The sequence below is a fragment of the Pseudoalteromonas sp. P1-26 genome (assembly GCF_001401795.1).
GTDB lineage: Bacteria > Pseudomonadota > Gammaproteobacteria > Enterobacterales > Alteromonadaceae > Pseudoalteromonas.
In genome coordinates this window covers 91,983-114,642 of sequence record NZ_LKDX01000009.1, presented here as the reverse complement: position 1 = coordinate 114,642, position 22,660 = coordinate 91,983, and the positions used below count along the sequence as shown (strand labels likewise).

Annotated in this window: 18 protein-coding genes; 16 read left to right on the top strand and 2 right to left on the bottom strand. The window is 41.2% G+C overall.

Features of this window, described 5'->3' with window-relative positions:
• Positions 1 to 518 precede the first annotated feature (518 nt).
• The 8 genes from AN394_RS07175 to AN394_RS07140 all read left to right on the top strand — a co-directional run bounded on the left by AN394_RS07175 (position 519) and on the right by AN394_RS07140 (position 9,309).
• Entirely contained in the window at positions 519 to 764 is a 246-nt protein-coding gene (locus AN394_RS07175) for a hypothetical protein (RefSeq protein ID WP_055021112.1), read from the top strand.
• A complete protein-coding gene (locus AN394_RS07170; RefSeq protein WP_055021111.1) occupies positions 761 to 1,600 on the top strand; it encodes a hypothetical protein in 840 nt (279 codons plus the stop codon). Before AN394_RS07175 ends, AN394_RS07170 begins: the two co-directional genes overlap by 4 nt.
• Positions 1,601 to 1,670: 70 nt before the next feature.
• The gene (locus AN394_RS07165) at positions 1,671 to 2,168 is read left to right on the top strand and encodes a CC0125/CC1285 family lipoprotein (protein ID WP_055021110.1); all 498 of its coding nucleotides are present in this window, start codon (positions 1,671 to 1,673) and stop codon (positions 2,166 to 2,168) included.
• A 679-nt stretch (positions 2,169 to 2,847) separates the two neighbouring features.
• A complete protein-coding gene (locus AN394_RS07160) occupies positions 2,848 to 3,042 on the top strand; it encodes a (2Fe-2S)-binding protein (protein WP_054554573.1) in 195 nt (64 codons plus the stop codon).
• Between the two features lie 158 nt (positions 3,043 to 3,200).
• A complete protein-coding gene (locus tag AN394_RS07155; RefSeq protein ID WP_055021109.1) occupies positions 3,201 to 4,733 on the top strand; it encodes a phospholipase D family protein in 1,533 nt (510 codons plus the stop codon).
• A 253-nt stretch (positions 4,734 to 4,986) separates the two neighbouring features.
• Positions 4,987 to 7,242, top strand: coding sequence for an acyl-CoA dehydrogenase (locus tag AN394_RS07150; RefSeq protein WP_055021108.1), 2,256 nt, complete (start codon positions 4,987 to 4,989; stop codon positions 7,240 to 7,242).
• Between the two features lie 145 nt (positions 7,243 to 7,387).
• Positions 7,388 to 8,335, top strand: coding sequence for a phosphotransferase (locus AN394_RS07145; protein ID WP_055021107.1), 948 nt, complete (start codon positions 7,388 to 7,390; stop codon positions 8,333 to 8,335).
• A gap of 2 nt (positions 8,336 to 8,337) precedes the next feature.
• A complete protein-coding gene (locus AN394_RS07140; RefSeq protein ID WP_055021106.1) occupies positions 8,338 to 9,309 on the top strand; it encodes a Gfo/Idh/MocA family protein in 972 nt (323 codons plus the stop codon).
• Here the strand turns inward: AN394_RS07140 and AN394_RS07135 are convergent.
• The gene (locus tag AN394_RS07135; protein WP_152968919.1) at positions 9,306 to 10,124 is read right to left on the bottom strand and encodes a hypothetical protein; all 819 of its coding nucleotides are present in this window, start codon (positions 10,122 to 10,124) and stop codon (positions 9,306 to 9,308) included. The genes AN394_RS07140 and AN394_RS07135 overlap by 4 nt on opposite strands.
• 192 nt (positions 10,125 to 10,316) lie before the next feature.
• On the opposite strand from AN394_RS07135, the gene upp reads away from it, so the two are divergent.
• From upp to AN394_RS07095, 8 genes are all read left to right on the top strand, one after another.
• The gene (gene upp / locus AN394_RS07130) at positions 10,317 to 10,946 is read left to right on the top strand and encodes a uracil phosphoribosyltransferase (RefSeq protein ID WP_054562437.1); all 630 of its coding nucleotides are present in this window, start codon (positions 10,317 to 10,319) and stop codon (positions 10,944 to 10,946) included.
• A 9-nt stretch (positions 10,947 to 10,955) separates the two neighbouring features.
• Positions 10,956 to 12,185: a uracil-xanthine permease family protein gene (locus AN394_RS07125; protein ID WP_055021104.1), complete on the top strand. Its 1,230-nt coding sequence runs from the start codon at positions 10,956 to 10,958 to the stop codon at positions 12,183 to 12,185.
• Positions 12,186 to 12,323: 138 nt separating this feature from the next.
• The gene (locus AN394_RS07120; protein WP_055021103.1) at positions 12,324 to 14,066 is read left to right on the top strand and encodes an HAD-IIB family hydrolase; all 1,743 of its coding nucleotides are present in this window, start codon (positions 12,324 to 12,326) and stop codon (positions 14,064 to 14,066) included.
• Positions 14,059 to 15,279: a hypothetical protein gene (locus AN394_RS07115; protein ID WP_054562434.1), complete on the top strand. Its 1,221-nt coding sequence runs from the start codon at positions 14,059 to 14,061 to the stop codon at positions 15,277 to 15,279. The genes AN394_RS07120 and AN394_RS07115 overlap by 8 nt, the downstream gene beginning before the upstream one ends.
• Positions 15,280 to 15,291: 12 nt before the next feature.
• Entirely contained in the window at positions 15,292 to 17,061 is a 1,770-nt protein-coding gene (locus AN394_RS07110; protein ID WP_055021102.1) for a sugar phosphorylase, read from the top strand.
• A 270-nt stretch (positions 17,062 to 17,331) separates the two neighbouring features.
• Complete coding sequence (locus AN394_RS07105; protein ID WP_055021101.1) at positions 17,332 to 18,735, top strand: hypothetical protein; 1,404 nt, start codon at positions 17,332 to 17,334, stop codon at positions 18,733 to 18,735.
• A 12-nt stretch (positions 18,736 to 18,747) separates the two neighbouring features.
• Complete coding sequence (locus AN394_RS07100; RefSeq protein ID WP_055021100.1) at positions 18,748 to 19,899, top strand: imelysin family protein; 1,152 nt, start codon at positions 18,748 to 18,750, stop codon at positions 19,897 to 19,899.
• A 43-nt stretch (positions 19,900 to 19,942) separates the two neighbouring features.
• On the top strand, positions 19,943 to 21,568 hold the full coding sequence (locus AN394_RS07095) for a di-heme oxidoredictase family protein (RefSeq protein WP_055021099.1): 1,626 nt from the start codon (positions 19,943 to 19,945) through the stop codon (positions 21,566 to 21,568).
• A gap of 36 nt (positions 21,569 to 21,604) precedes the next feature.
• Here the strand turns inward: AN394_RS07095 and AN394_RS07090 are convergent, their stop codons facing one another.
• On the bottom strand, positions 21,605 to 22,648 hold the full coding sequence (locus AN394_RS07090) for an ABC transporter substrate-binding protein (RefSeq protein ID WP_055021098.1): 1,044 nt from the start codon (positions 22,646 to 22,648) through the stop codon (positions 21,605 to 21,607).
• Between the last annotated feature and the right edge of the window lie 12 nt (positions 22,649 to 22,660).

Here is a 22,660-nt window from a genome sequence, read left to right as displayed (position 1 = left end):
TTACTTTGGTCGGTAAATCAAAAGGATAAACTTTGACCTGCACCTTTTCCAGCTCAGGCGAAATTACAGAAAGAATGATGCACTAACCTTTTGTTGTACATATTTTTTTATTGGAATTTTTTTACCAATAAGTTCAGATATGCTTAAGGTGATAAATGAAAGTTTAAGTAAATAAACAGTATTGGCGCCTCGGCCTTCTTTCTCAATAAAAAGCTATCAAATGCGCTGTTAATCCCAGTAGAACTGCACATTTGCTAACAGCAGACTGTGCAATTTATGTCGGTGCTACTACCTAGTGGCGCTGGCTCAAATAGCTAGCTCTGCTGTTTTTAAGTGACACAGCTTACTTGATTTGTATGAACACGGTACTTGTTTCAGTTGCCCTTAATGAAGTGTATTTACGTGGCGGGTGTTTGTTATTAATTAAATGAATCGAGACAGAATTTGTTGTTTGAGTGTTTTTAAGCTCGTTGGTAGAGTCGGTTGAAATAAAAGGTTTATGAGCTCACGATTTCTGAATGGAGAATGAAGTTTTAAAATCGATTAATACCAATGGTGCGAGTTGGTATAACCGCACAACAGACCATATTGATGATTTAGCACGAAGAAGCATTAAAGGTAGCAGCGGAAATGAAGTTCCATTAGCTAACAGAACTTTAGACGTTCGGGTACAACCCGGGGGCCTTGCTGCTACAGGAATACTTAAAGAGTACGCAAGTGATGCAGGTATCAAAATAGTGATTAAGGAGTACACAGGTCAATGAGTTTATATTTAAATATCAACTTTTTGCCCCAGAGCTTTCCCAAAGCGTTAGCGCTTTGGGAGTTGGCTGATTTAAGCAACGGCCTCATTCAGCATGAGCAGTTAACTAAGTTAGTTAATATCAACAAAGGCACAACCATAAAAGTTGAAAACTTTATTAAAAGCAAAGCAAAAGATATTAAAAATTCTGATATTTTTTCAATTACGCATCCGAGCCCAGATATAAATATACAGGCAACGCATTATATTAATTTTGGACACCTTTTTGATTGGCACATAGATCAATTAATCATTACGGGTTTTGATAACTTAATTGAGGCCCGAAACTCTTGGTGGGAGCCATTGTTAAATCATCCTAATTTCTTAATGGCGCGTTTGATGGACCAAGATTATGACGCGAAACAAAATGATGATTCAGTATGGGGTTATGAGTTAAGCGGTTGGCCTCATGAGCATTTACCTAAAATAGGCAATGGGCTGCCACCGCCATTAGATGAAACAATTATTGATACCCGAGTAAATCCAGGTCATTGGCGATTTAAACACGGTTATATAGAAGGGGTAGCCGCGCAAATGTGGCTAGGGGATGCATTTTTTAAAGCGGTTAATCTTGAAAAGTCTGCTTTAAACGGTGTGCCTTGGTTAGAAGTGAATGAATTAGCTAATGGCGTAGTGCATTTAAAGGCGTATGACACAGAGTTCAATAGTGATCAAGGTGAACAACGAGAGCTACAAATTAAGTTACGTAAACTGTTATTTAGTCACTCAACCCATACAGATGATGCTGATTTTACATTGCTGCAAGAGTTTAACCCTGTTAGTGGCATACAAGAGTGATTTATTTAACGTTTTGTATACGTCGGGATATGTGACCAAAGTTAGGAAACTAAGGGGCAGTATTTAGTATATGATACGATTATTTCATTGCTTAACCCTTGGTTTAGTGATTCATTCTAGCTTGCTTTTAACAGGCTGTAATACAGTTTCATATCAACCTGATGGCCTTCGTGGTGGTTATAGCGATAAAGTGTTGGCTAATGGTGAGTACCGCGTTACGTACCAAGGCAATGGCGATATAAGTTCAACTCAAGCCCTTGATTTTGCAATGTTGCGAGCAAGCGTAATTGCCATGAATAATCAAGCGGAATTTGCTATTGCTAACGAGATACTGCTTACAATAGAAACTGTAAAAATAGACTTAAATTTACCTTACATTTATAAACCCACGGCGAGGTTAACTTTATCGCTCAAGAATGATGAAGATTTAGCTGCTGTTTTAGTTTCATGTGATTTCATTGCGTATTATGTAACGATAAAAAACCAGAGTAGTGACTTTGCCTTTAAACCGAGTGAGTGTATCTCGAGGTTAAAGACTAAATATAAATTATCAGATAAATATATTTAAGTTTAAGAAGTTTTTAACTTGTAAATAGTGGTTTTAATAGAAAAGGATATTTTAATAAAGAAATTTATTATTATGTTTAGCGCTTTTATTAACTGTATGCTCAGCAGAAGCAAAGTACATTACGGCATTAAACGGTCAGGGCGTTTTAATTGAAAGAGTGTTTGTTCATGAAAGTGGTGCAATATCAATTTACATCGCTGGTGATTTGGATAATCTAGATAATTGTACAGCTACTTTTAGGGTATACATTCCACCTACAGCAACGGCAAAAGATGAAATGTTATCACTCGCTTTATTTGCTTATGCGTCAGGCAAACGTGTGGGATTTCATGGTTCTGGATGTAGTACCACATTATTTGGGGGTAGTACTTAAGATGTTCCCGCAGTCAATAATATGTGGGTTCATTAAAGTTACTTTTATATCAATTTAGAAGGTAAGGGTTGTATTTGTGTGTAAGCCCTTCTTTCAACTCCAAACCACCCCTCAAAAAAGTTAGAAATTTTTTCTTTGCTCGCCTTTAACTAACTGCCCAAATCATAAGGGAAAATTTTTAGCTGTGTGCTAATTATGAGATTTTGGTATAAAAGTTATGCAAATATTGCCTATAACACTATTGCGAACTATTACCGTTTAGATTAATATGCAGACCATCAAGAGAAATGAGAGTGGTTTGCATTCATGTATATCTGTTTATGTCATGGTGTGACTGATAAAAAAATCGAACAAACAATTGATGATGGCGCTATGACGATGCGCGATTTATCAAAAGAACTGCAAGTGGGTAGCCAGTGTGGCAAGTGTTGTGGTTGTTGTAAAAAAATTCTTAATCGCAAACTGATCGAAATTGCAGATATCACTGAGCAAGTAGCGTAATTACTTGCTCTTAAGCATGTTTGCTTAACTATTTTTCCTTTGTTTAATTCTTCTAATTTACCCCCATACTTACGAGTTTTTATTTGCTTTTAACCCCTTCATTTATTAGGGTTATAACAAAGCAGATACGTGTATCACACGGTCATTGGTAGGAAGCCATGATAATAGACTCTTCAAAATCACTTTTTTGTGCAGTACTCATTTTAATCACCGCGGGTTGTGCGCAGTTACCTTCACGAGAGTCAATTCAACCAAGCTATGCCATTGCAGCGGATACACCCAGTACCATAGGAGATGCAGTGGGTAATAATCATCCTGGGTTATCAGGGTTTTATCCTTTAGCAGATGGGGTCGATGCCTTTGTAGCTAGGTTGGCACTCATTGATTCTGCAGAGCACACCATTGATGTGCAGTACTATTTATACCACAGGCAGCAAACCACCATTTTATTTACGGCCTTTTTATTAAAAGCCGCAGATAGGGGGGTAAGAATTCGCTTGTTGCTTGATGACTTATCGCAAGCCGACAGTGAGCTTGATTTAGCTGCACTGGCTGTTCACCCTAATATTGAAGTTCGATTATTTAATCCATTTCCTAACCGTCGTTTTAGAGCGCTCGGTTTTGTTACCAACTTTAGCCAGCTTTCAAGACGTATGCATAACAAGAGCTTTATTGTTGATAATCGGATTTTTATCACCGGTGGGCGCAACATAGGTAATGCGTATTTCTCGGCTGAAGATCATTCTGAATTTATTGATTTAGATGTGATGAGTGTTGGCGAGATTGTGCCAGAGGCATCAAAAGCATTTGATTTATATTGGAATCATCAGCTGTCTTACCCTGTTGAAGACTTGCACGGTGAACGTGATGAGCAATCACTTATTGATATCACTAACACCTTATCGACCTATGTTGAGCAAAATCAGCAGAGTAATTACGTTGAGCAGTTACGCGAAAGCGCCTTTGTAAAACGCTTGTTGCACGATGAAATAGAATTCGATTGGCAAAAGTCTGTGTTGTTTTATGATCACCCCGATAAGGTGATGAACGACGTCAGTGAAAAATCGGCCAATATGTCGCCAATGTTGTTTAAAGAAATGGGCGAGCCGAAACAAAAAGCAATTATTGTGTCGCCGTATTTTATTCCTCGTGAGCAGGGCGTTAAATTACTAACCAATTGGGCAAAGCAGGGCGTTGATGTCACTGTACTGACTAATTCTTTAGCTGCTACCGATGTATCTGCGGTGCATGCTGGTTATAAAAAGTACCGAGAAGATCTTATAAAGGGTGGGGTTAAGCTATGGGAGTTAAAACCCAGTGACTTAATGGCCATTAAGCGCAAAGCAGGGCGTAAAGTAACCGGGTCATCACAAGCAAGTTTACACGCAAAAACCATGACCTTTGATGATGAAAAGATTTTTGTGGGCACCATGAACCTCGACCCTCGCTCGCTTGATTTAAATACCGAGATGGGCGTATTAATTGAAAGCGAAAAACTTAGCCGCTTTTTGGCCCACTGGGTTGATACGCAAATGCCTGAATATGCCTGGAAAGTCGAGCTTAAAGATAATGACTTAGTTTGGCTCGATACCGTGAGTAATGAGCAGTTTGATGAGGAACCACAAACGTCTTCGTGGCGACGCTTTCAAGTGTGGTTTATTTCGTTATTCCCTATCGAAGATGAGCTATAAGCCATTCCTTCAGTATTTATACCTAAGCCCAACTTTTTAGTTGGGCTTTTTGTTTTCAGCCTTTAGTTGTTAACCATTTCGGTATAAAAAAAGGCGTTTGAGCGTACACGTGTAAACCCATTGTATTCAAGTGCTTAGCGTGCAAAGAAAAAATAAATATAAAAAAATGTTAAAAAAACTGGTTGGACCAATTGATCTATTGCTCGTTTTATGACGTAATGTAGGTATTACTATCTGGTCGGATGAGTTTATTATGAGCTTACGTACAAAATTAAAAAAAGTATTACCTAGTATTTCAATTACAGAACAAGAAGCGTTAGATGCGGGTGATGTTTGGTTAGAAGGTTCAATCTACCAAGGTAAACCTGACTTCGATGCACTTCGTGACGTTCCAGCAGCTAAGCTGAGCGCTGAAGAGCAAGCATTCTTAGATGGCCCAGTGAAAGAATTATTATCAATGATTGATGATTCTGAAATTCAAAACGGTGTTCATCTTCCTGACTACATTCTTGATTTCTTGAAAAAAGAGCGTTTTTTCTCGCTTATCATTCCTAAATCATTCGGCGGTTTAGAATTCAGCCCTTATGCAAACTCTACAATCGTTGCGACTATCGCGACGAAGAGTTCTGCGGTTGCGGTAACTGTGATGGTTCCTAACTCATTAGGCCCAGGTGAGTTATTGCTTCACTTTGGTACAAAAGAGCAACAAGATCACTACTTACCACGTCTTGCAAATGGTCGTGATATTCCTTGTTTCGCACTAACTAGCCCAGAAGCGGGTTCGGATGCTGGTGGCATTCCAGATATTGGTGTTGTTAAACGTGGTCAGTTCAATGGCGAAGAAGTGTTAGGTTTAGAAATTACCTGGGACAAACGTTACATCACACTTGCGCCAATTGCGACAGTGTTAGGTTTAGCATTTAAAGTTGTTGACCCTGATGGTTTACTAGGTGGCAAAGAAAACCTAGGTATTACCTGTGCGCTTATTCCTAAAGATCACCCAGGTGTTGAACTTGGTAATCGTCATGATCCTATGGGTATCCGTTTTTATAATGGTACGACACGCGGTGAAAAAGTATTTGTACCAATGGACTTCATCATTGGTGGTCAAAAGAACATCGGTCGTGGCTGGCAAATGCTGGTTAGCTGTTTAGGTGCAGGTCGTGGTATTTCGTTACCGGCGCTTGGTGTTAGTTCATCACAAGTAGCATTTAAAGGTGCTTCAGAGTACGCAGCAGTACGTGAGCAGTTTGGTCTTGCGATTGGTCAATTCGAAGGCATCCAAGAAAAGCTAGCTGATATTGCGGGTAAAACTTACCTTCAAGAAGCGATGCGTGTATTAACAACAGAAGGTTTAGGCATGGGCTTAAAACCATCTGTAGTCACTGCAATTGCTAAATACCATATGACAGAAATTGGTCGTAACGTGCTTGATTCAGCAATGGATATTCAAGCAGGTAAAGCGATTCAAAATGGTCCGCAAAATACATTAGCAAGTGGTTATGTTGCACAACCAATCGCAATCACGGTTGAAGGTGCAAACATTCTTACTCGTAACCTAATGATTTTTGGTCAAGGTGTAATGCGTTGTCACCCTTACCTGCAATCTATGGTTGAGTCTATCCACAGCGAAGACAAAAGTGCAGATAAAGAATTCAACAGCATTTTACGCAAAACAGTGGGTTACAGCGTAGCTAACAGCTTACGTGCTTTCCGTTTAGGTGTATTACCGTTTACTGCGGGTGCTAAATCATCACTACCAGAAGTACGTGCTTACGAAAAAGCAGCGCACAAACTATCTGCAAAACTTGCAGTTTACGCTGACTTCTCGTTATTGGTACTGGGCGGCAAACTTAAGCAAGCAGAAATGTTATCTGCACGTTTAGGCGACGTAATGAGTTTCTTGTATGCGGCGATGGCATCAATTAAATACTACGAGCAAAAAGTAGCAAGCAGTGAACGTGAGCAAGCTGCGCCTTACTTCCACTATGCGACTCGCTTTGCACTACAAAGCGCTGAAGAAGCATTGCATAAGTTCTTAGATAACTTCCCTGCAAGTGGTACTCGTAAGTTTATGCGTTTCATTACGATGAACTATTCAATGAAGATGCCTAAGATCAGTGATGATTTAATTCGTGAACTTGCGACTCAAGCGCAAATGGATACCGCATTTAAAGCGCAAATCACTCACTTGGTCAACCCAATTGAAGGTGATGGTCATTACATCAATGAGCAAGCGTACAAAGCGAAAATGGCGTGCCTTGACTTACTTAAGAAAGTTAAAAAAGCACTGCGTGCTAAAACTATTAAGCCGGGCGTTCGTTTTGCAGAAACGCTAGATAATGCACTTGTTGCAAGTGTTATCAACGAAGAAGAGTATGCAAAACTAATTGATTACAACAAGAAACGTGAAAAAGCGATTCGTGTTGATGAGTTTGACTTTGATATGAACTTACTAGATGACAATGCAAAGCCAGTAAACCCATTTAAGAGTGTGGTAAACGAGTAATTCAACAATGCAAGTCCTGAGCAGTATTAGGACTTTATCTTCGAAAACCCGTGCTTAGCACGGGTTTTTTATTGCCTATAGGCCGTTGTACAACAAATCAATATCACCTACCATTGCCATCGGTTTATATAAATTACAGAGCGTTATGGATCTTAGGCAATTTGTTACTTGTCACTTTTCAAATATTACAGAGCTACAGCAAGCTGCATCAGTATGGAGTGGATGCGGTGAGATTATTCGTTGCCAAATGAATGGTGCTGCTAGGGTAATTAAAGCGATTGAAGTGCCTAGCCAGATCAATCATAGTCGTATAAAACAAAGTGATTTTGCGCTTGCCAGAAAGCGCCAATCTTACTTAGTCGAATTTAATTGGTATCGGCATTACGCTAAGCAACTACCCCATGAAGCTGCGGCTATCCACTGTATTGATGCAATACAAGAGGGCAGTAAGCAAGCGCTGTTATTTAGTGACTTCAGTGCGCTTGGCTACCAGCAAGCAAGTGCTAGACACAACGACATTGAAGCAATTATAAACTGGCTTGCACACTTTCATGCTTTTCATTTAGCAAGCTCTGCCGATGGCCTTTGGCCGCGAGGTAGTTATTGGCATTTAGCAACGCGGCCCGATGAGCTAAAGCGTATGAGCGATTTAAGCTTAAAAGCGCAGGCACACGCTATTGATACTGTGTTGAATGAGTCACCTTACCAAACATTAATTCATGGTGATGCTAAGCTTGCCAATTTTGCGATTGCGCCAAAAAACCAGCATGTTCTTGGCTATGATTTTCAATATGTTGGCAAGGGAGTTGGGGTGATTGATGTGATGTATTTTTTAGGCAGTTGCTTAGATGATATGGCATTAAAATCAGTTGCCGATGACTATTTAAATCGCTATTTTGACACCCTCACACAGGCACTAAAACGTTATCAACCGAATGTAAACCCAGCGCATGTTGTTAGCAGTTGGCGAGCGCTTTGGTGTTACGCATGGAGCGATTTTTATCGTTTTTTAGCAGGTTGGTGCCCTGAACATGCAAAAATAAACGGCTACATGCAGCAGCAATTTGTAACGTACTTAAAAATAAAGGATTAGCAATGAATAAGCCAATGCGATTTGCCATTATTGGCTGTGGTGCTGTAACCGAAGTGAAAAGCGGCCCTGCTTATCAACAAGCAGAAGGTATTGCGCTTATTGGGGTGACACGCCGCGACCTAGAAAAAGCCCATGATTACGCTAAACGCCATAATGTCGCAAAGGTGTTCGCATCGCCAAGCGAACTCATTAACGATACCAGTGTTGATGCAGTGTATATTGCCACGCCGCCAGATAGCCATAAAGCGTATGCTCTTGAGGTTGCTGCGGCAGGTAAACCATGTTGTATTGAAAAGCCACTGGCGCCAAGTTATCAAGACAGCCTTGACATTGTCGCAGCGTTTAAAGAGGCTAAACAGCCGTTATTTGTGGCTTATTATCGCCGTTCATTACCACGCTTTAATCACGTTAAACAATTACTTGAGCAAGGTGCCATTGGTAAGCCTCGTCATGTTAGTTGGCATTTAAGTAAAGCTCCTAACGCCCTTGATTTATCGGGTGAGTACAACTGGCGTACAGAGCAAAACGTGGCACGAGGAGGTTACTTTGACGATTTAGCCAGCCATGGTCTTGATTTACTTGCCTACCTTTTAGGTGACTTTAGTAAGGTGCATGGTTTATGTGCTAATCAACAAGGCTTATATTCAGCATTCGATGCTATTACTGGGCACTGGCAGCATCAATCTGGTGTTACAGGCACCGGGAGCTGGAACTTTGCTTCAGCAAACCGTTTTGATGATGTGATGATTTACGGCAGTGAAGGCGAGCTTAGCTTTAGTGTGTTTGATGAAAAGCCGATTGTGCTTAACAACGCACAGGGCAAACAACAGCTCGTAATTGATAACCCTGCGCATATTCAACAATATCATGTTGAAAATATGGCGAACTATTTTCATGCTCAGCAACCACACCCATCAACCGGTGAGAGCGCACTACACACAAGTTGGGTTATGGAGCAGATTTTATCAGCTTAGTGCTCAAACGCTGCATTGAAGGCATTTACAATTTGTGTGTTTTCACCTTCATGAAATAGCGCCATTAGGCGCTCACTAACTAAAGTGCGTACCTTTTCTGTTTTAAGCGCTTTGTCGAACAGCGCAATTGCTTGTTTTCCGACCTCTGTTGGTGAGCATGCAATATAACCAAACACCGCGGCTTTTTCTGGTTTAAGGCTGATATAACGAATACTACTCAGTCCCGGAGCTCGTTTATAACGGTTGCTAAATACAGTTTGGTATTCTAAAACGGCATCAATTTTATTTTGAAATAACATTTGTCCGAGCCTTGGTGCATTTGTTGCCCCATCGAGTATAAAAAAGTGCTCATCATTTAAACGGACAAACTTATCAATCTCTTCTGAGTATGAACGGCCTTTGGTGACGCCAATTGTTAAGTCATAGTAATAGATAGCTTGTAGTAGGGTAATAGCGTCTGGAATGGTGGGCTTATTAAATACCACCAGTTTATTTGAAGGAAATGCCATCAGAGGGTACTGACTAAACACAGAATGAGCTTCACGCTCTGGGGTTTTTAATTTATTGTACAAGCAAACATTGTTCATTTTGCTTAATTGCTGCCACTCTCTTAAGCGGCTTGCAGGTATAAAATGCAGGCTGATTTCATCGCCTAATTCAGCTGCGGCAGCCAGCAAAAACGTGGTGGCCTCATTTTCAGGGTTACCGCCATCTTGGGGAACAAAGTCTGCCATAACTTGAATATCGAGAGTTTCACTGTGGACCGGTAGGCAAATACACAAAAGTAGTATCGAGGTGAAGATAAACGTTTTCATTACTGCAGGCCCAAAATAAATAAAATGTTAAATATTGCCGGTGCGTGTTGTTGCAAAAAAATTAATATTTGCAACTGTTAGTATTATTTTAGACCAATTCAAAGAATTAATGCGGTGAACATGCATTTTTTGCAGTCGAGAAGACTATTTTGCGCTAAAATAGGCGTAATTTATCTCATTTAGGTTCTACTTATGTCTATCCATGTAATTACTCATCCGTTAGTTCAACACAAACTTGGCCTTATGCGTGCAGAAGGTATTAGTACTAAGAGTTTTCGTGAGCTGTCGTCTGAAGTAGGTACTTTGCTTACTTACGAAGCAACAAAAAACCTCCCATTAGAAAGTGTTCAAATCACAGGGTGGGATGGTTCAACATTAGATGTAGAACATATCAAAGGTAAAAAAATTACTGTTGTGCCTATTCTTCGTGCCGGCCTTGGTATGATGGATGGCGTAATGCAGTTATTACCTGCTGCAAAAGTAAGTGTTGTTGGTCTTCAGCGTAACGAAGAAACATTGGAGCCAGTGCCTTATTTTGAAAAACTGGTTGGTAAAATTGATGAGCGCTTAAGCCTTGTTATTGACCCAATGCTTGCAACCGGTGGTTCAATGATTGCAACTATCGACATGCTTAAAAAAGCAGGTTGTAAAGATATTAAAGTGATTGTATTAGTGGCAGCACCAGAGGGCGTAGAAAAAACCCTTGCAGCCCACCCAGATGTTGAAATTTTCACAGCTTCTTTAGACAGTCACTTAAACGAAAAAGGATATATCATTCCAGGCTTAGGAGATGCCGGTGACAAGATTTTTGGCACAGTGTAAGGCGCTCACGTGGAAAATCATCAAACATTTTCGTTAAAAACTATTCTAACTGGCGCGCAAATGCTGTTTGTCGCACTGGTACTTGTGCCGTTACTAACAGGCCTTGATCCCAATGTGGCTTTATTTACCGCAGGCCTAGGAACCTTGCTGTTTCATGTGGTTACTAAAGGCCAAGTTCCTATCTTTTTAGCATCGTCTTTTGCTTTCATTGCACCTATTATCGCCTCGGTACAAATGTGGGGCATTCCCGCAACAATGGGCGGTTTAATGGTGGCAGGTTTTTGCTATGTTGCGCTTAGCTTAATTGTAAAATTTAAAGGCGTGAATGCACTGCATAAAGTGTTACCTCCTGTGGTTGTTGGCCCTGTGATTATGGTGATTGGTTTAGCCTTAGCCCCCGTCGCTGTGAATATGGCAATGGGTAAAGCAGGGGATGGCAGTGCACAATTAGTTCCTTATGAGCAAGCAATTTGGGTGTCTGGTTTATCATTACTGGTTACGCTGATTTTTGCGGTATGGGGTAAAGGTGTATTTAAACTTATTCCTATTCTTGCTGGTGTGGTAGCAGGTTACCTTGCTTCGTTATTTATAGGTATTGTTGAATTTAATGCGGTCACCGAAGCAAACTGGTTTGCGGTACCTGCATTTACTTATCCTGAGTTTAAATGGCAGGCTATTTTATTTATGGTGCCTGTGGCCATTGCGCCAGCAATTGAACATATTGGCGACATGATGGCTATTAGCCAAGTAACAGGTAAAGACTATTTAAAGAAACCGGGTTTACACCGCACTTTACTGGGAGATGGCTTAGCAACCTCTGCGGCATCGGTTTTTGGTGGTCCACCGAATACAACGTACTCTGAGGTAACGGGGGCGGTAATGCTTACACGTAACTTCAACCCTCGCGTGATGCTTTGGACCGCAATCATCGCAATTGTGCTGGCGTTTGTGGCAAAAATGGGCGCGGGTTTACAAACTATTCCGGTTCCTGTGATGGGCGGCATCATGATTTTACTATTTGGCTCTATCGCCGTTGTTGGTTTAAATACCTTAGTTAAATCAGGTGAAGATCTTACCGCGCCTCGCAACTTGACTATCATCGCACTGATTTTAGTGTTTGGTATTGGTGGCATGCATATCGGTGGTGATGAGTTTAGTTTGCAAGGTGTGAGCTTATGCGCAATTTTGGGGATTATCTTAAATGCTGTTCTCCCCAAAGCAGTGCAACAAGCTGATTAGAACTTAAAAACTGCTTGAATATTGCACCAAAAAAGCGCATTAAATATGCGCTTTTTTTGTAACCATTTAAAAAATAAGGAATTATAAAACTGGTCTACTAACTGCATTTATCTCTATGTCATACTGGTAGGAGCGATTATGCAAGAGGCAAATGTTGTGGATATTACCCCGTTTTTAGCGAAGCATCAGTTACCACTCAAGTATCAATACTTAAGTGAGCAGTTTTTTATACCCCTCGCGCACGATATCTTAAGCGCAAAAATGACCGGCCAATCTATGCTGGTGGCGATTAACGGCTGCCAAGGCTCAGGTAAAACGACCCTCGCTGATTTCTTAGTGACCTGGGTTAATAGCAATACCGAATTTAATAGCGTGTCATTATCAATCGATGACTTTTATTTAAGTCGTGATGCACGCAATGAGCTTGCTAAAGATGTTCATCCTTTGTTTGCGAGTCGTGGTGTACCGGGTACGCATGATACGCAATTAATGGAACAAACCTTATCAGCTTTGTTGGCAGGTAAAGTAGATGTGCCATTACCTCAATTTGATAAACTAACTGATGATCCGGTGCCAAAAGACCAGTGGTCTAGTAATCAAAAGCCGATTGATATCGTGTTTTTTGAAGGCTGGTGTGTAGCCAGTACTCCTCAGCAGCCTTATCAACTGCAAACTCCGGTAAATGAATTAGAGCAACTAGAAGATGCCGACGGCATTTGGCGTCGCTGCGTAAATAGTTGCTTAGCGAATGAATATCAAAATGTATTCGCAATGGCCGATTACACCATTATGTTAAAAGCGCCTTCATTTGAAGATGTGTATACGTGGCGCTTAGAGCAAGAGCGTAAACTAATTGCCAAAAAAGGCCAGGGGCAGGGCACGTTTGATGAAGTGAGTTTAAAGCGTTTTATCTCTCATTTTGAACGTATTACGCGGGAAAATTTAGCCACTCTTGCGCACAGTGTGGATGCGTTATTATTGCTCGATACTGAGCGTGATATCACCAAGATGGAACTTCTCGCTGACCAGATTGCTCAGCCACTTATTTTTACTGACTTAGACGGCACATTGCTCGATCACGATAGTTACGAATGTGAGGTGATCAAACCATTTTTGGCAAAGTTGAATGATACCGGTGTCAATGTCATTTTTAACACCAGCAAAACCTTTGCTGAAGTCACTGATATTCAAAAAGGTTTGGATCATCACCAGCCCTTTATTGTGGAAAATGGTGCGGCTGTTTATATCCCGAAAGACTATTTCAAAGTAAAGCCGATTGGCTGTGATGAATATAAAGGTTATTGGCGCTTTGCCATGACGCAAAGTACCGATAAATTGCATGAAGATCTTAAACAATATGCGAGCCAATTTAGTCATTGTGTACGCTTATTTAGCCAATTTAGTGCACAAGAAATAGCCGAGTTAACAGGACTCCCCGTCGATAAAAGTGAATTGGCGCTACAAAGACAGTACTCAGATCCGGTTTGTTTTTCGGGCAGTGATGAAGAAAAGCAGGTCTTGATAGATGCAATGAGCCAAGCAGGCTACGAAGTGCTTGTTGGCGGGCGTTTTATCCATTTAACCAAAGGTAACAATAAAGGACTTGCACAAAAGTGGCTGTTAAATCAGTTCAAAAAAGCCTATCGCAATCCATTTACTGTGATAGCGCTTGGCGACAGTCAAAACGATGTAGCCATGCTAAAAGCGGCCGACACCGCTATTTTAATCAATAACCCTGGCAGCCAAGTACAATCACAAATATTACAAAAAGCATGGCAGCTCAGCGAAAAACCAGCCCCAGCAGGTTGGGTTCAAGAAGTTTCTGCGTTAACTATCATCAAAGCGCGTTTTGCAGCAAAACAGGAGCAATCTCATGGCTGATTTTTATCAAAATGGCATTATCACGACCTTACACAATATTGCTGACCGCCCAGTAGAAGAACTAGAAAAAGAGTTGTTGGGCTTTTCAAAACAACGCCCAATGGGCCTGATTTTGCCTTCGCTTTACAGTGAGTTAGAAGGACCCGCTCTGCAAAATATTATTGCTGAGCTGAAACATGTGCCTTATTTATCGCAAATTACCATAGGCCTTGATCGCGCTGATGAAAGCCAATATCGCCATGCACTGCAGTTTTTTGCGGAGCTTGATCAGCCTCATAAGGTACTTTGGAATGATGGCCCGCGTTTACAAGCTCTTGATAAAGAACTACAAAAATTGGGCGTTGCGCCACGAGAGCTAGGTAAAGGTCGCAATGTTTGGTATTGCATGGGCTATAAGTTGGCAACCTCAAAAGTAGAGTCAATTGCACTGCATGACTGTGATATTTTGACTTACGACAGAGCGCTATTAGCACGTTTAATTTACCCTGTTGCTCATCCTCGTTTTAACTATGAATTTTGTAAAGGGTTTTACCCGCGAACCGCTGAGGGCAAAATTAATGGTCGCGTGTCACGTTTGCTAGTAACGCCGTTATTGCGTTCATTCAAAACAATATTAGGCAGCAACGATTATTTAGAATATATGGATTCGTTTCGTTACCCGCTAGCGGGTGAGTTTTCATTCCGTCGCGATGTACTTAATGATATTCGTATTCCAAGTGACTGGGGCTTAGAAATTGGCGTGCTATCAGAGATGTATCGTAATTACTCGCATAACCGTTTATGTCAGGTAGATATTGCTGATAACTATGATCACAAACACCAAGACTTATCGCTAGAAAACCAAGCGGCGGGCTTGTCGAAAATGTCGATTGATATCACCAAAGCTTTATTTAGGAAGCTGGCTACCCAAGGGGTGACTTTTACGACAGAAACGATTCGCTCATTAAAGGCAACCTATTACCGTATTGCACTCGATTTTATTGAAACTTATCACAACGATGCGTTAATGAATGGCTTAACACTTGATATTCATCATGAAGAAAAAGCCGTTGAAATGTTTGCTCAAAATATTATGAATGCAGGTCAGCACTTTTTAGAAAATCCAATGGAAGCACCCTTTGTGCCGAGTTGGAACCGAGTAGCTTCGGCAATGCCAGAGGTGTTTGCTCGCTTAGAAGAAGCCGTAGAGCTTGATAACAAAGAATATATTTAACGGGGAAGGCACGTGACTTTAGAGCTTTTGCAACAAAGGGTTATTCAGCATTTAAGCTGCATCTACGGCGAGGTTGAGCTATCAACAACGCTTGAACAACTCGCAGATAGATTAATCGATACCATGTTAGGTGATGATCCTGTTCGAGACCCAACGCCGCATAAAAACCGTTGGGATGAGCAAGACATGATTTTAATTGCCTATGGTGATTCGATTATTCGTCATGCTAATACGGATGAAGCCGTTGCTAAGCCTGAAGAGCCGCCTTTGCAAACATTACATCGCTTTGTAAAAAACCAATGCTTACCTGAACTTAATGCACTGCACATCTTGCCGTTTTACCCATATAGCTCAGATGAAGGCTTCGCGGTAATGAATTATGTGCAAGTGAATGAAGCGTTAGGTAGTTGGCAACATATCCGTGATATTTCAGCGGATGTTAGGTTGATGGCAGATTTGGTGATCAACCATTGCTCTAGCCGCAGCGTTTGGTTTGAAAACTTTATTCAGGGCAAAGAGCCGGGAAAAGGGTATTTTAAAACGGCAAGCCAGAGTGATGACCTTGTGCAAGTTGTTCGCCCGAGAACATCACCCCTTTTACAGGCGGTTGAAACTAAAGACGGTTTGCAACATGTGTGGTGTACCTTTAGTCATGACCAAGTCGACTTTGATTTTGCTAACCCAGATGTACTCAATGAATTTGTCAGCATTATTCGTCATTATTTAGATAACGGTGTGCGTATATTCCGCCTTGATGCGGTGGCTTTTTTATGGAAAAAACTCAATACCCGCTGCATTAACCTGCCTGAGACACACGAAGTGATCAGGCTGCTTCGCACCCTTATTGAGCATTTTGAGCCTAATGTGATTATTATCACAGAAACAAATATCCCGAACCGCGAAAACCTATCGTACTTTGGTAATGCCAACGAAGCGCATTGTATTTACAACTTTTCATTACCACCGCTGTTATTACATACCTTACTCAGTGGCGACAGTACCGCATTAAAACATTGGATGATGAGTATGCCACCTCCTCAAGAAGGGACGGCATACTTTAACTTTATAGCTTCACATGATGGTATTGGCTTGCGCCCCGTTGAAGGCTTGTTGGAGCAAAGTGAAATTGCCGAAATGGTCAATACTACGGCTAAATATGGCGGTAAAGTCTCATTACGTACCGCCCCAGATGGCACTAATACCCCTTATGAGTTAAACATTGCCTTATTTGATGCGTTGCAAGGTACCCATAAAGGCCCAGATAAATGGGGTGTTGCGCGCTTTTTATGTGCGCATGCCATTATGTTTGCGCTTGAAGGTATTCCAGGTTTGTATATTCATAGCTTACTCGGTACCACCAATGATTATGAACGCTTTGAAAATAGCCAACATAACCGAGCGATTAACCGTCACCGCTGGCAAGAGTCAGATTTACTAGCAAAGCTGAGTAATGAAAATGCCCATCATCGTACTGTGTTTAAAGCGATGAAAAACCTAATGGCTATTCGTAAGGCGCAAAGTGCATTTCACCCTAATGCGACGCAATATACGTTACATTTAAGCGAAGGGCTCTTTGGTTTTTGGCGACAAAGTATCAACCGTTCGCAAAGTATGTTTTGTGTTTATAACATTAGTGACGAGCCGCAAACGCTTACGCTTGCCGACTTAAATTTGATTGGTACCGAGCAATGGCGAGATTTAATTAGCGGTGAGCAAATTACTGAGCAAACACAAACAATTTCGCTAACCCCATATCAAGCAGTTTGGCTCAGTAATAAATAAACCTATCATTTAGATAGTGCAAATCCTGTCGTTAACAAGTAAGCACATCAGTTCGGCTTACTTGTTAACAGGTTATTTTCAATTGTAGTACAATACTACCTTTTTGGGTGCCAATCTATCACTCCATCCTAATTTTTAGTGAAATTATCTTAGTAAATAAGACTTATTTGATCTAAATTACCTTTTTTCTCAAAAAAATATAGTTAACAACATTTACAATGTAAAAGGCAACTATTATCATTCTGCTTTTAATTTTAGGTGCGTTTTACAATGAAGAAAGCAGTACTCTCTCTCGCTGTGTCATTGGTTTTGACTCCACTTTACAGTGTTGCAAATGATGACATGCAAGCTCAACTCGAAAAACTTCAACAACAACTCCTTGAACAACAAAAAGCGATTGATTATTTAAAAAGTCAATTAGAAGCAAAAAACACCCAGCAAGTTGTAGTGCAACAAAAAGCCCCAATTGTTACTGAGCAGGCAGCACCCGTTGCTACAGCGGTAAGCAAAAAAGAGTCAAAACTTACTTTCAAAAGCTATGGTACTTTGCTTTACAAAAGTGACGAAGTGTTTGACAACGTTCAAGATACTTCTCCAGAGCGCCGCGCCACAACAGATTTAGAGCGTGTTGTTACTGAGTTCGAATATGAAATTGATGATAAATGGAAAGTCGAATTTGAACTTGAGTATGAACATGGTGGTACAGGTACCACGCTTGAATACGACGGCTTTGAAGAATTTGGCGAATTTGAATCAGAAGTTGAAGCGGGTGGTGAAGTTATTGTCGAAAAGCTACAGCTAGAATATGAATATAACCCTAACTTTACAGTCAAGTTTGGTCATATATATGTTCCGGTAGGCTTAGGCACAGACTTAAATAAGCCAGATCAATACTTTACCACGACTCGCCATTGGGGTGAGGCAACTATGATCCCGCAAGTTTGGCATGAAACTGGGGTTAACTTAATTTCTCGTTGGTCTGACTTTACACTGCAAACATTGGTGACGACGGGTCTTAACTCTGAATACTTCCGTTCGACTAATTGGGTCGCGGGTGGTGCACAGCAACGCTTTGAAGAAAACACCGCAGATGATTTAGCGCTCACATTACGCCTTGATTATGGCAATGTTAAAGCTGGTAAAGGCTTTGGTGTTAGTTACTATACGGCAAATACATCAGATAACCGTCGCAATCAGAGCAAACTTGATGCGGATGGAAACGTGTCTATTCTCGGATTACATGGTGCATGGACGTTAGATGATCTTGTGTTCCGTGGTCAGTACTTATATGGCGAGTTAGAGGACTCAGTTGCTATCACTGCCGCGAATAAAACAACGCCGGGTCTACGTCCAGGAAGCTTTGCACAGCTTGGTAGTAAAGCTGAATCTGCATTTGTAGAAGCTGCATATAATATGCAGGGGCTGTTTGATTTATCTTCGCCGCTGTATGTATTTACCTCGTTTGATTATGCCAACCCAATGCTTGAAGTGGCCAGTGGTGCGGCTATCCATCGTTACGACATTCGTGAGCTTAACTTTGGTTTAAATTACCTTCCAAACAAAAACTTAATTCTAAAACTTCAGGGTGGTCAACGTTATTACGCACAAGACGATATCGATGACACGACTCACTTTAGCGCCTCTCTTGGCTATAAATTTTCAACAGAACTATAAAGGAACCTTGGGATGAAAACAGTATTAAACAGCATCACAGCTGTCATTTTAGCGTCAACACTTGTTGCATGTTGTTCGTCTTCTTCGGATGATTCTTCAGACACAAGCACACCCGTTACTGAAGTAACAGGCTTTAGCTATGATGCAACTGATTTAATTGAAAACGTAACTGAGCAAGTGATTGTGGATGGTTACGAAATGCTAAACAGCAAGGCGACGGTTCTACATAACGCGACACTCACATTATTAGAAAACAAAAACGAAGCTGCGCTGGCTGCTGCTCAACAAGCTTGGAAAGATGCACGTGTATTCTGGGAGCAAGGTGAGTCGCATATCTTTGGTCCTGTTGATAGTTTATCAATTGATCCACATCTTGATACTTGGCCACTGAATACCGCTGATTTAGAAGCACTACTTGCAAGTAACACAACGTTCTCGGCTGATAATGTGAAGAACTTTGACGATGGTGTACAAGGTTTCCACACCATGGAGTTTTTATTATTCGGTAATGGCGTTGAAGATAACGATAAGTCAATTGACGAAATGACTGTGCGTGAAATGGAATACTTAATTGCATGTGCTGAAGTATTTAATATTCATACACAAAGCCTTGTTGATGCATGGGTTATCTCTGCAAATGCGGATGATGAACCTGCTTATAAAGATTATTTATTAACACCGGGCAATGATAAATACTCATCTGAGTTAGGTGTTATTGAAGAGTTAGTCAATGGTGTTATCGGTATTGTTGATGAGGTAGGTAACGGTAAAATTGCAGAACCATTCGGTACTAGCAAAGACACAGCTGATACATCATTGGTTGAATCACAATATAGCTGGAACTCATTAACTGACTTTAGCAACAACATTGTTGGTGTACAAAATGTGTTTTTAGGCACATTCAGCGATGAAAACGACAGCCCAGGTCTTAAAGCATTTATCAATGCCGGTGACGCTGAACTAGCAGCGAAAGTTGAAACTCAAATTTCAGCAGCGATTGCAGCGATTGATGCCATTGCAGGTGCAGATGATATGCCATTTAGACAAGCGATTAAGGATGATGCTGGTCGCGTTCGAATTCAAACAGCGATTGATGCGCTAGGTGAATTACAAGCGACCCTTGAAGAAGAAGTTGTGCCACTTATCAAAGAGTGGAATTTATAATCGCTGGGGAAGCACCTGCTTCCCCTCTTTACAAGATACCGTCATGAATGTAAAAGCAATTAAACCAATTCTATTTGTTTTCACAGCCATATCTATAGTGGCATGTGGAAGTAAAACCAGCGATAAAAGCGCGACCGAAACGACAACACCACCACCAACAAGCAGCGAAACTGATCCAAATTATATTGATGTCGTTGCCTTGGCTGGTGAAGCGACAGCCCTCGATACCAATAATTCAGGCCATGGTTTCTCTACACCTATGCCTAATTTAAGTGATTCAGAACTCGATATTCACTTAACTGGCGATGCTAATTTTGAAACATCCTTTACGACAGCCCCGAATGATGCACACCCGGAACTCGATGGTTTAGGACCTGTTTTTAATAATAATAACTGTAATGCTTGTCACCAACGAGATGGTCGCCCAAGCACTATTGTTCCAACCGCTGAACAGCAAACTGTGAAGTTAGCGAATGATGCAGGGATCTTTTTACGCGTTAGCTTAGCTGATGGCGTATGTGAAGTGCCAAGTAGTATCAATGATTTTTGTCAGGTTACAGGCGTTGAAGGGTTTGGGGATCAACTCTTTCACCGGGGGATTTTACAAGCCCGTGAAGACTGGCAAACGCATAATTTTGGTGGCCAAGCTGATGTATATCTAAGCTATGATTACACGGAGTTTAGCTACCCGGATGGAAGTACTGTCACGTTGAAAAAGCCGGTATTTACTATCGACAATGCATGGGACTCACCTGAAAATTTCAGTTTAAGTGCCCTTGCCAATGAAGATGTACGTTTTAGTGCCCGTAATGGCATGCCTGTCTTTGGTCTTGGATTGCTTGAAGCGATTGAAGAGCAAGATATTCTAGCGCTTGAAGATGTTGATGATGCCGACAACGATGGAATTTCAGGTAAAGCAAACTGGGTATTTGATGCTGTTAAGGCTAAAGCGGGTGATGAAAACCCTGTATCACTTGGACGATTTGGTTGGAAAGCCAGTACACCATCAGTCAGACAGCAATCACTAGGTGCACTGCGTGGTGACATGGGGGTAACCAACTCATTGTTCCCTGAAGAAAGCATTGCTAATACATTAATGCACGAAAGTTATTTATCTCGTACTAACTATCAAGATACCGGTTCTGATGAGCAAGGATTGCCAGAAGCCAGTGATGAGTTTTCTGATACGGTCGTGTTTTACGCAGAAACGCTTGCTGTGCCAGCTCGTCGTAATGTTGCCGACGAAGATGTTAAAGCCGGTGCACGTTTATTCAACGAATTAAACTGTACTGGTTGTCATACGCCCCGTTTTGTAACCGCAAATGGTGCCGCTTTATTGTTGGGCGGTATTGCAGCGCCTGCGGCTGTAAAAGGGCAAGAAATTTGGCCATTTACCGACATGTTGTTACATGACATGGGTGAAGAGCTTGCAGATAACCGTCGTGATTTTATGGCAACAGGCCGTGAGTGGAAAACGCGTCCGCTTTGGGGGATTGGTTTAACGAAAACAGTCAACCCAGCCGCAGGTTTCTTACATGATGGGCGCGCAGCCACACTAGAAGAAGCGATTCTATGGCACGGTGGTGAAGCTGAAAAAAGTAAGCGTGAATTTACAGAGCTTAGCAGTGAAAAAAGAGCTCAGTTAATTAGCTTTTTACAATCACTATAACCTTAAAACTCTTTAAAAGCGCACTGTCAACGCCCTTTACAGTGCGCTTTTTGTTGCCTCTAAAATAAGTGATTCAACACTGAAGGGAAGGGCATTTTTATTCGCATTACTGAAAACGCGAAAGTTAATTGCTAAGTTATCACTGTGAATTTGTTCAACTAGCTTAAGCGTTTGTTCGCTATGTTGGCTGAAAATGGCCACTTCATGATGCATAGTTCCGGTTGCGTAATTATTGAGTAGATCATGAACATTTACTATAGCTAAAGCTCCTAGTGTGACATGACCGCCGATAGTGACGTCTATTTTTTCTGCCACAACTCTGAGTGGCCAATTTATTGCGCCAACCAATACATCTTTGCGTTTATTTAACTCATCAAGCGCAGCAATCGCCCCTAATGCCATGGCATCATTGGCAGCCCAAACCATATTGATGTTAGATTGATGGCTAAAGTAGCCAAGACTCTGGCGATACGCTTGTGTTGCTGACCAGTTGGCAACTGTTTTAGCGGTGATATTAGCATTATCATGCGTTTGAACACTTTGCTCTAAACCTTGCTCTCTATTAAGTGCTGCATGGGTGGTGTAATCACCATTAATCGCGAGAATATTCGCCGTGTGCTGAGCTTTTTCAATCAGTTTTTCAGCTAATAATTGACCCGCTTGTTTGTTATCGGGCACAACGCTACCTGCGATATTAATACCATGATCAATCAAACGGTTTAGTTCTTGTTCTGATGGGCGGTTAAGTAAAAAATAGATGGGCGTAGAGATGTGCTTTAAGCTTAAAAGTTGTTGGGTAAGCACACTTTTCTCATCAACTAAAATCAGCATATCTGGCTTTGCTTTAATCGCATTAGCCACTAATGACTTCATTTCAATATGATTTCGGTTGGCATAATGAATCGTTAAATCGAGATCAAAGTCTTTGGAAGCGTCCCGCATCAACTGCGATACTTCAAACCAAAAAGGGCCTGTGACATTGGTATCAGCATGACCTGGATTTATAAAAATAATACTTTGCTTGGCAACAACACTCGGTAAGCAAAATAGACAGATAATGAAAAATACCGTTTTGAGCATAGTCTTATTAAG

Coding starts and splice junctions, on each gene's coding strand:
- AN394_RS07165 (WP_055021110.1), top strand. CDS start 1,671: ATGATACGATTATTTCATTGCTTAACCCTTGGTTTAGTGATTCATTCT.
- AN394_RS07170 (WP_055021111.1), top strand. CDS start 761: ATGAGTTTATATTTAAATATCAACTTTTTGCCCCAGAGCTTTCCCAAA.
- AN394_RS07115 (WP_054562434.1), top strand. CDS start 14,059: ATGGCTGATTTTTATCAAAATGGCATTATCACGACCTTACACAATATT.
- AN394_RS07145 (WP_055021107.1), top strand. CDS start 7,388: ATGGATCTTAGGCAATTTGTTACTTGTCACTTTTCAAATATTACAGAG.
- AN394_RS07150 (WP_055021108.1), top strand. CDS start 4,987: ATGAGCTTACGTACAAAATTAAAAAAAGTATTACCTAGTATTTCAATT.
- AN394_RS07100 (WP_055021100.1), top strand. CDS start 18,748: ATGAAAACAGTATTAAACAGCATCACAGCTGTCATTTTAGCGTCAACA.
- AN394_RS07090 (WP_055021098.1), bottom strand. CDS start 22,648: ATGCTCAAAACGGTATTTTTCATTATCTGTCTATTTTGCTTACCGAGT.
- AN394_RS07095 (WP_055021099.1), top strand. CDS start 19,943: ATGAATGTAAAAGCAATTAAACCAATTCTATTTGTTTTCACAGCCATA.
- AN394_RS07155 (WP_055021109.1), top strand. CDS start 3,201: ATGATAATAGACTCTTCAAAATCACTTTTTTGTGCAGTACTCATTTTA.
- AN394_RS07175 (WP_055021112.1), top strand. CDS start 519: ATGGAGAATGAAGTTTTAAAATCGATTAATACCAATGGTGCGAGTTGG.
- AN394_RS07105 (WP_055021101.1), top strand. CDS start 17,332: ATGAAGAAAGCAGTACTCTCTCTCGCTGTGTCATTGGTTTTGACTCCA.
- AN394_RS07135 (WP_152968919.1), bottom strand. CDS start 10,124: ATGAAAACGTTTATCTTCACCTCGATACTACTTTTGTGTATTTGCCTA.
- upp (WP_054562437.1), top strand. CDS start 10,317: ATGTCTATCCATGTAATTACTCATCCGTTAGTTCAACACAAACTTGGC.
- AN394_RS07140 (WP_055021106.1), top strand. CDS start 8,338: ATGAATAAGCCAATGCGATTTGCCATTATTGGCTGTGGTGCTGTAACC.
- AN394_RS07120 (WP_055021103.1), top strand. CDS start 12,324: ATGCAAGAGGCAAATGTTGTGGATATTACCCCGTTTTTAGCGAAGCAT.
- AN394_RS07160 (WP_054554573.1), top strand. CDS start 2,848: ATGTATATCTGTTTATGTCATGGTGTGACTGATAAAAAAATCGAACAA.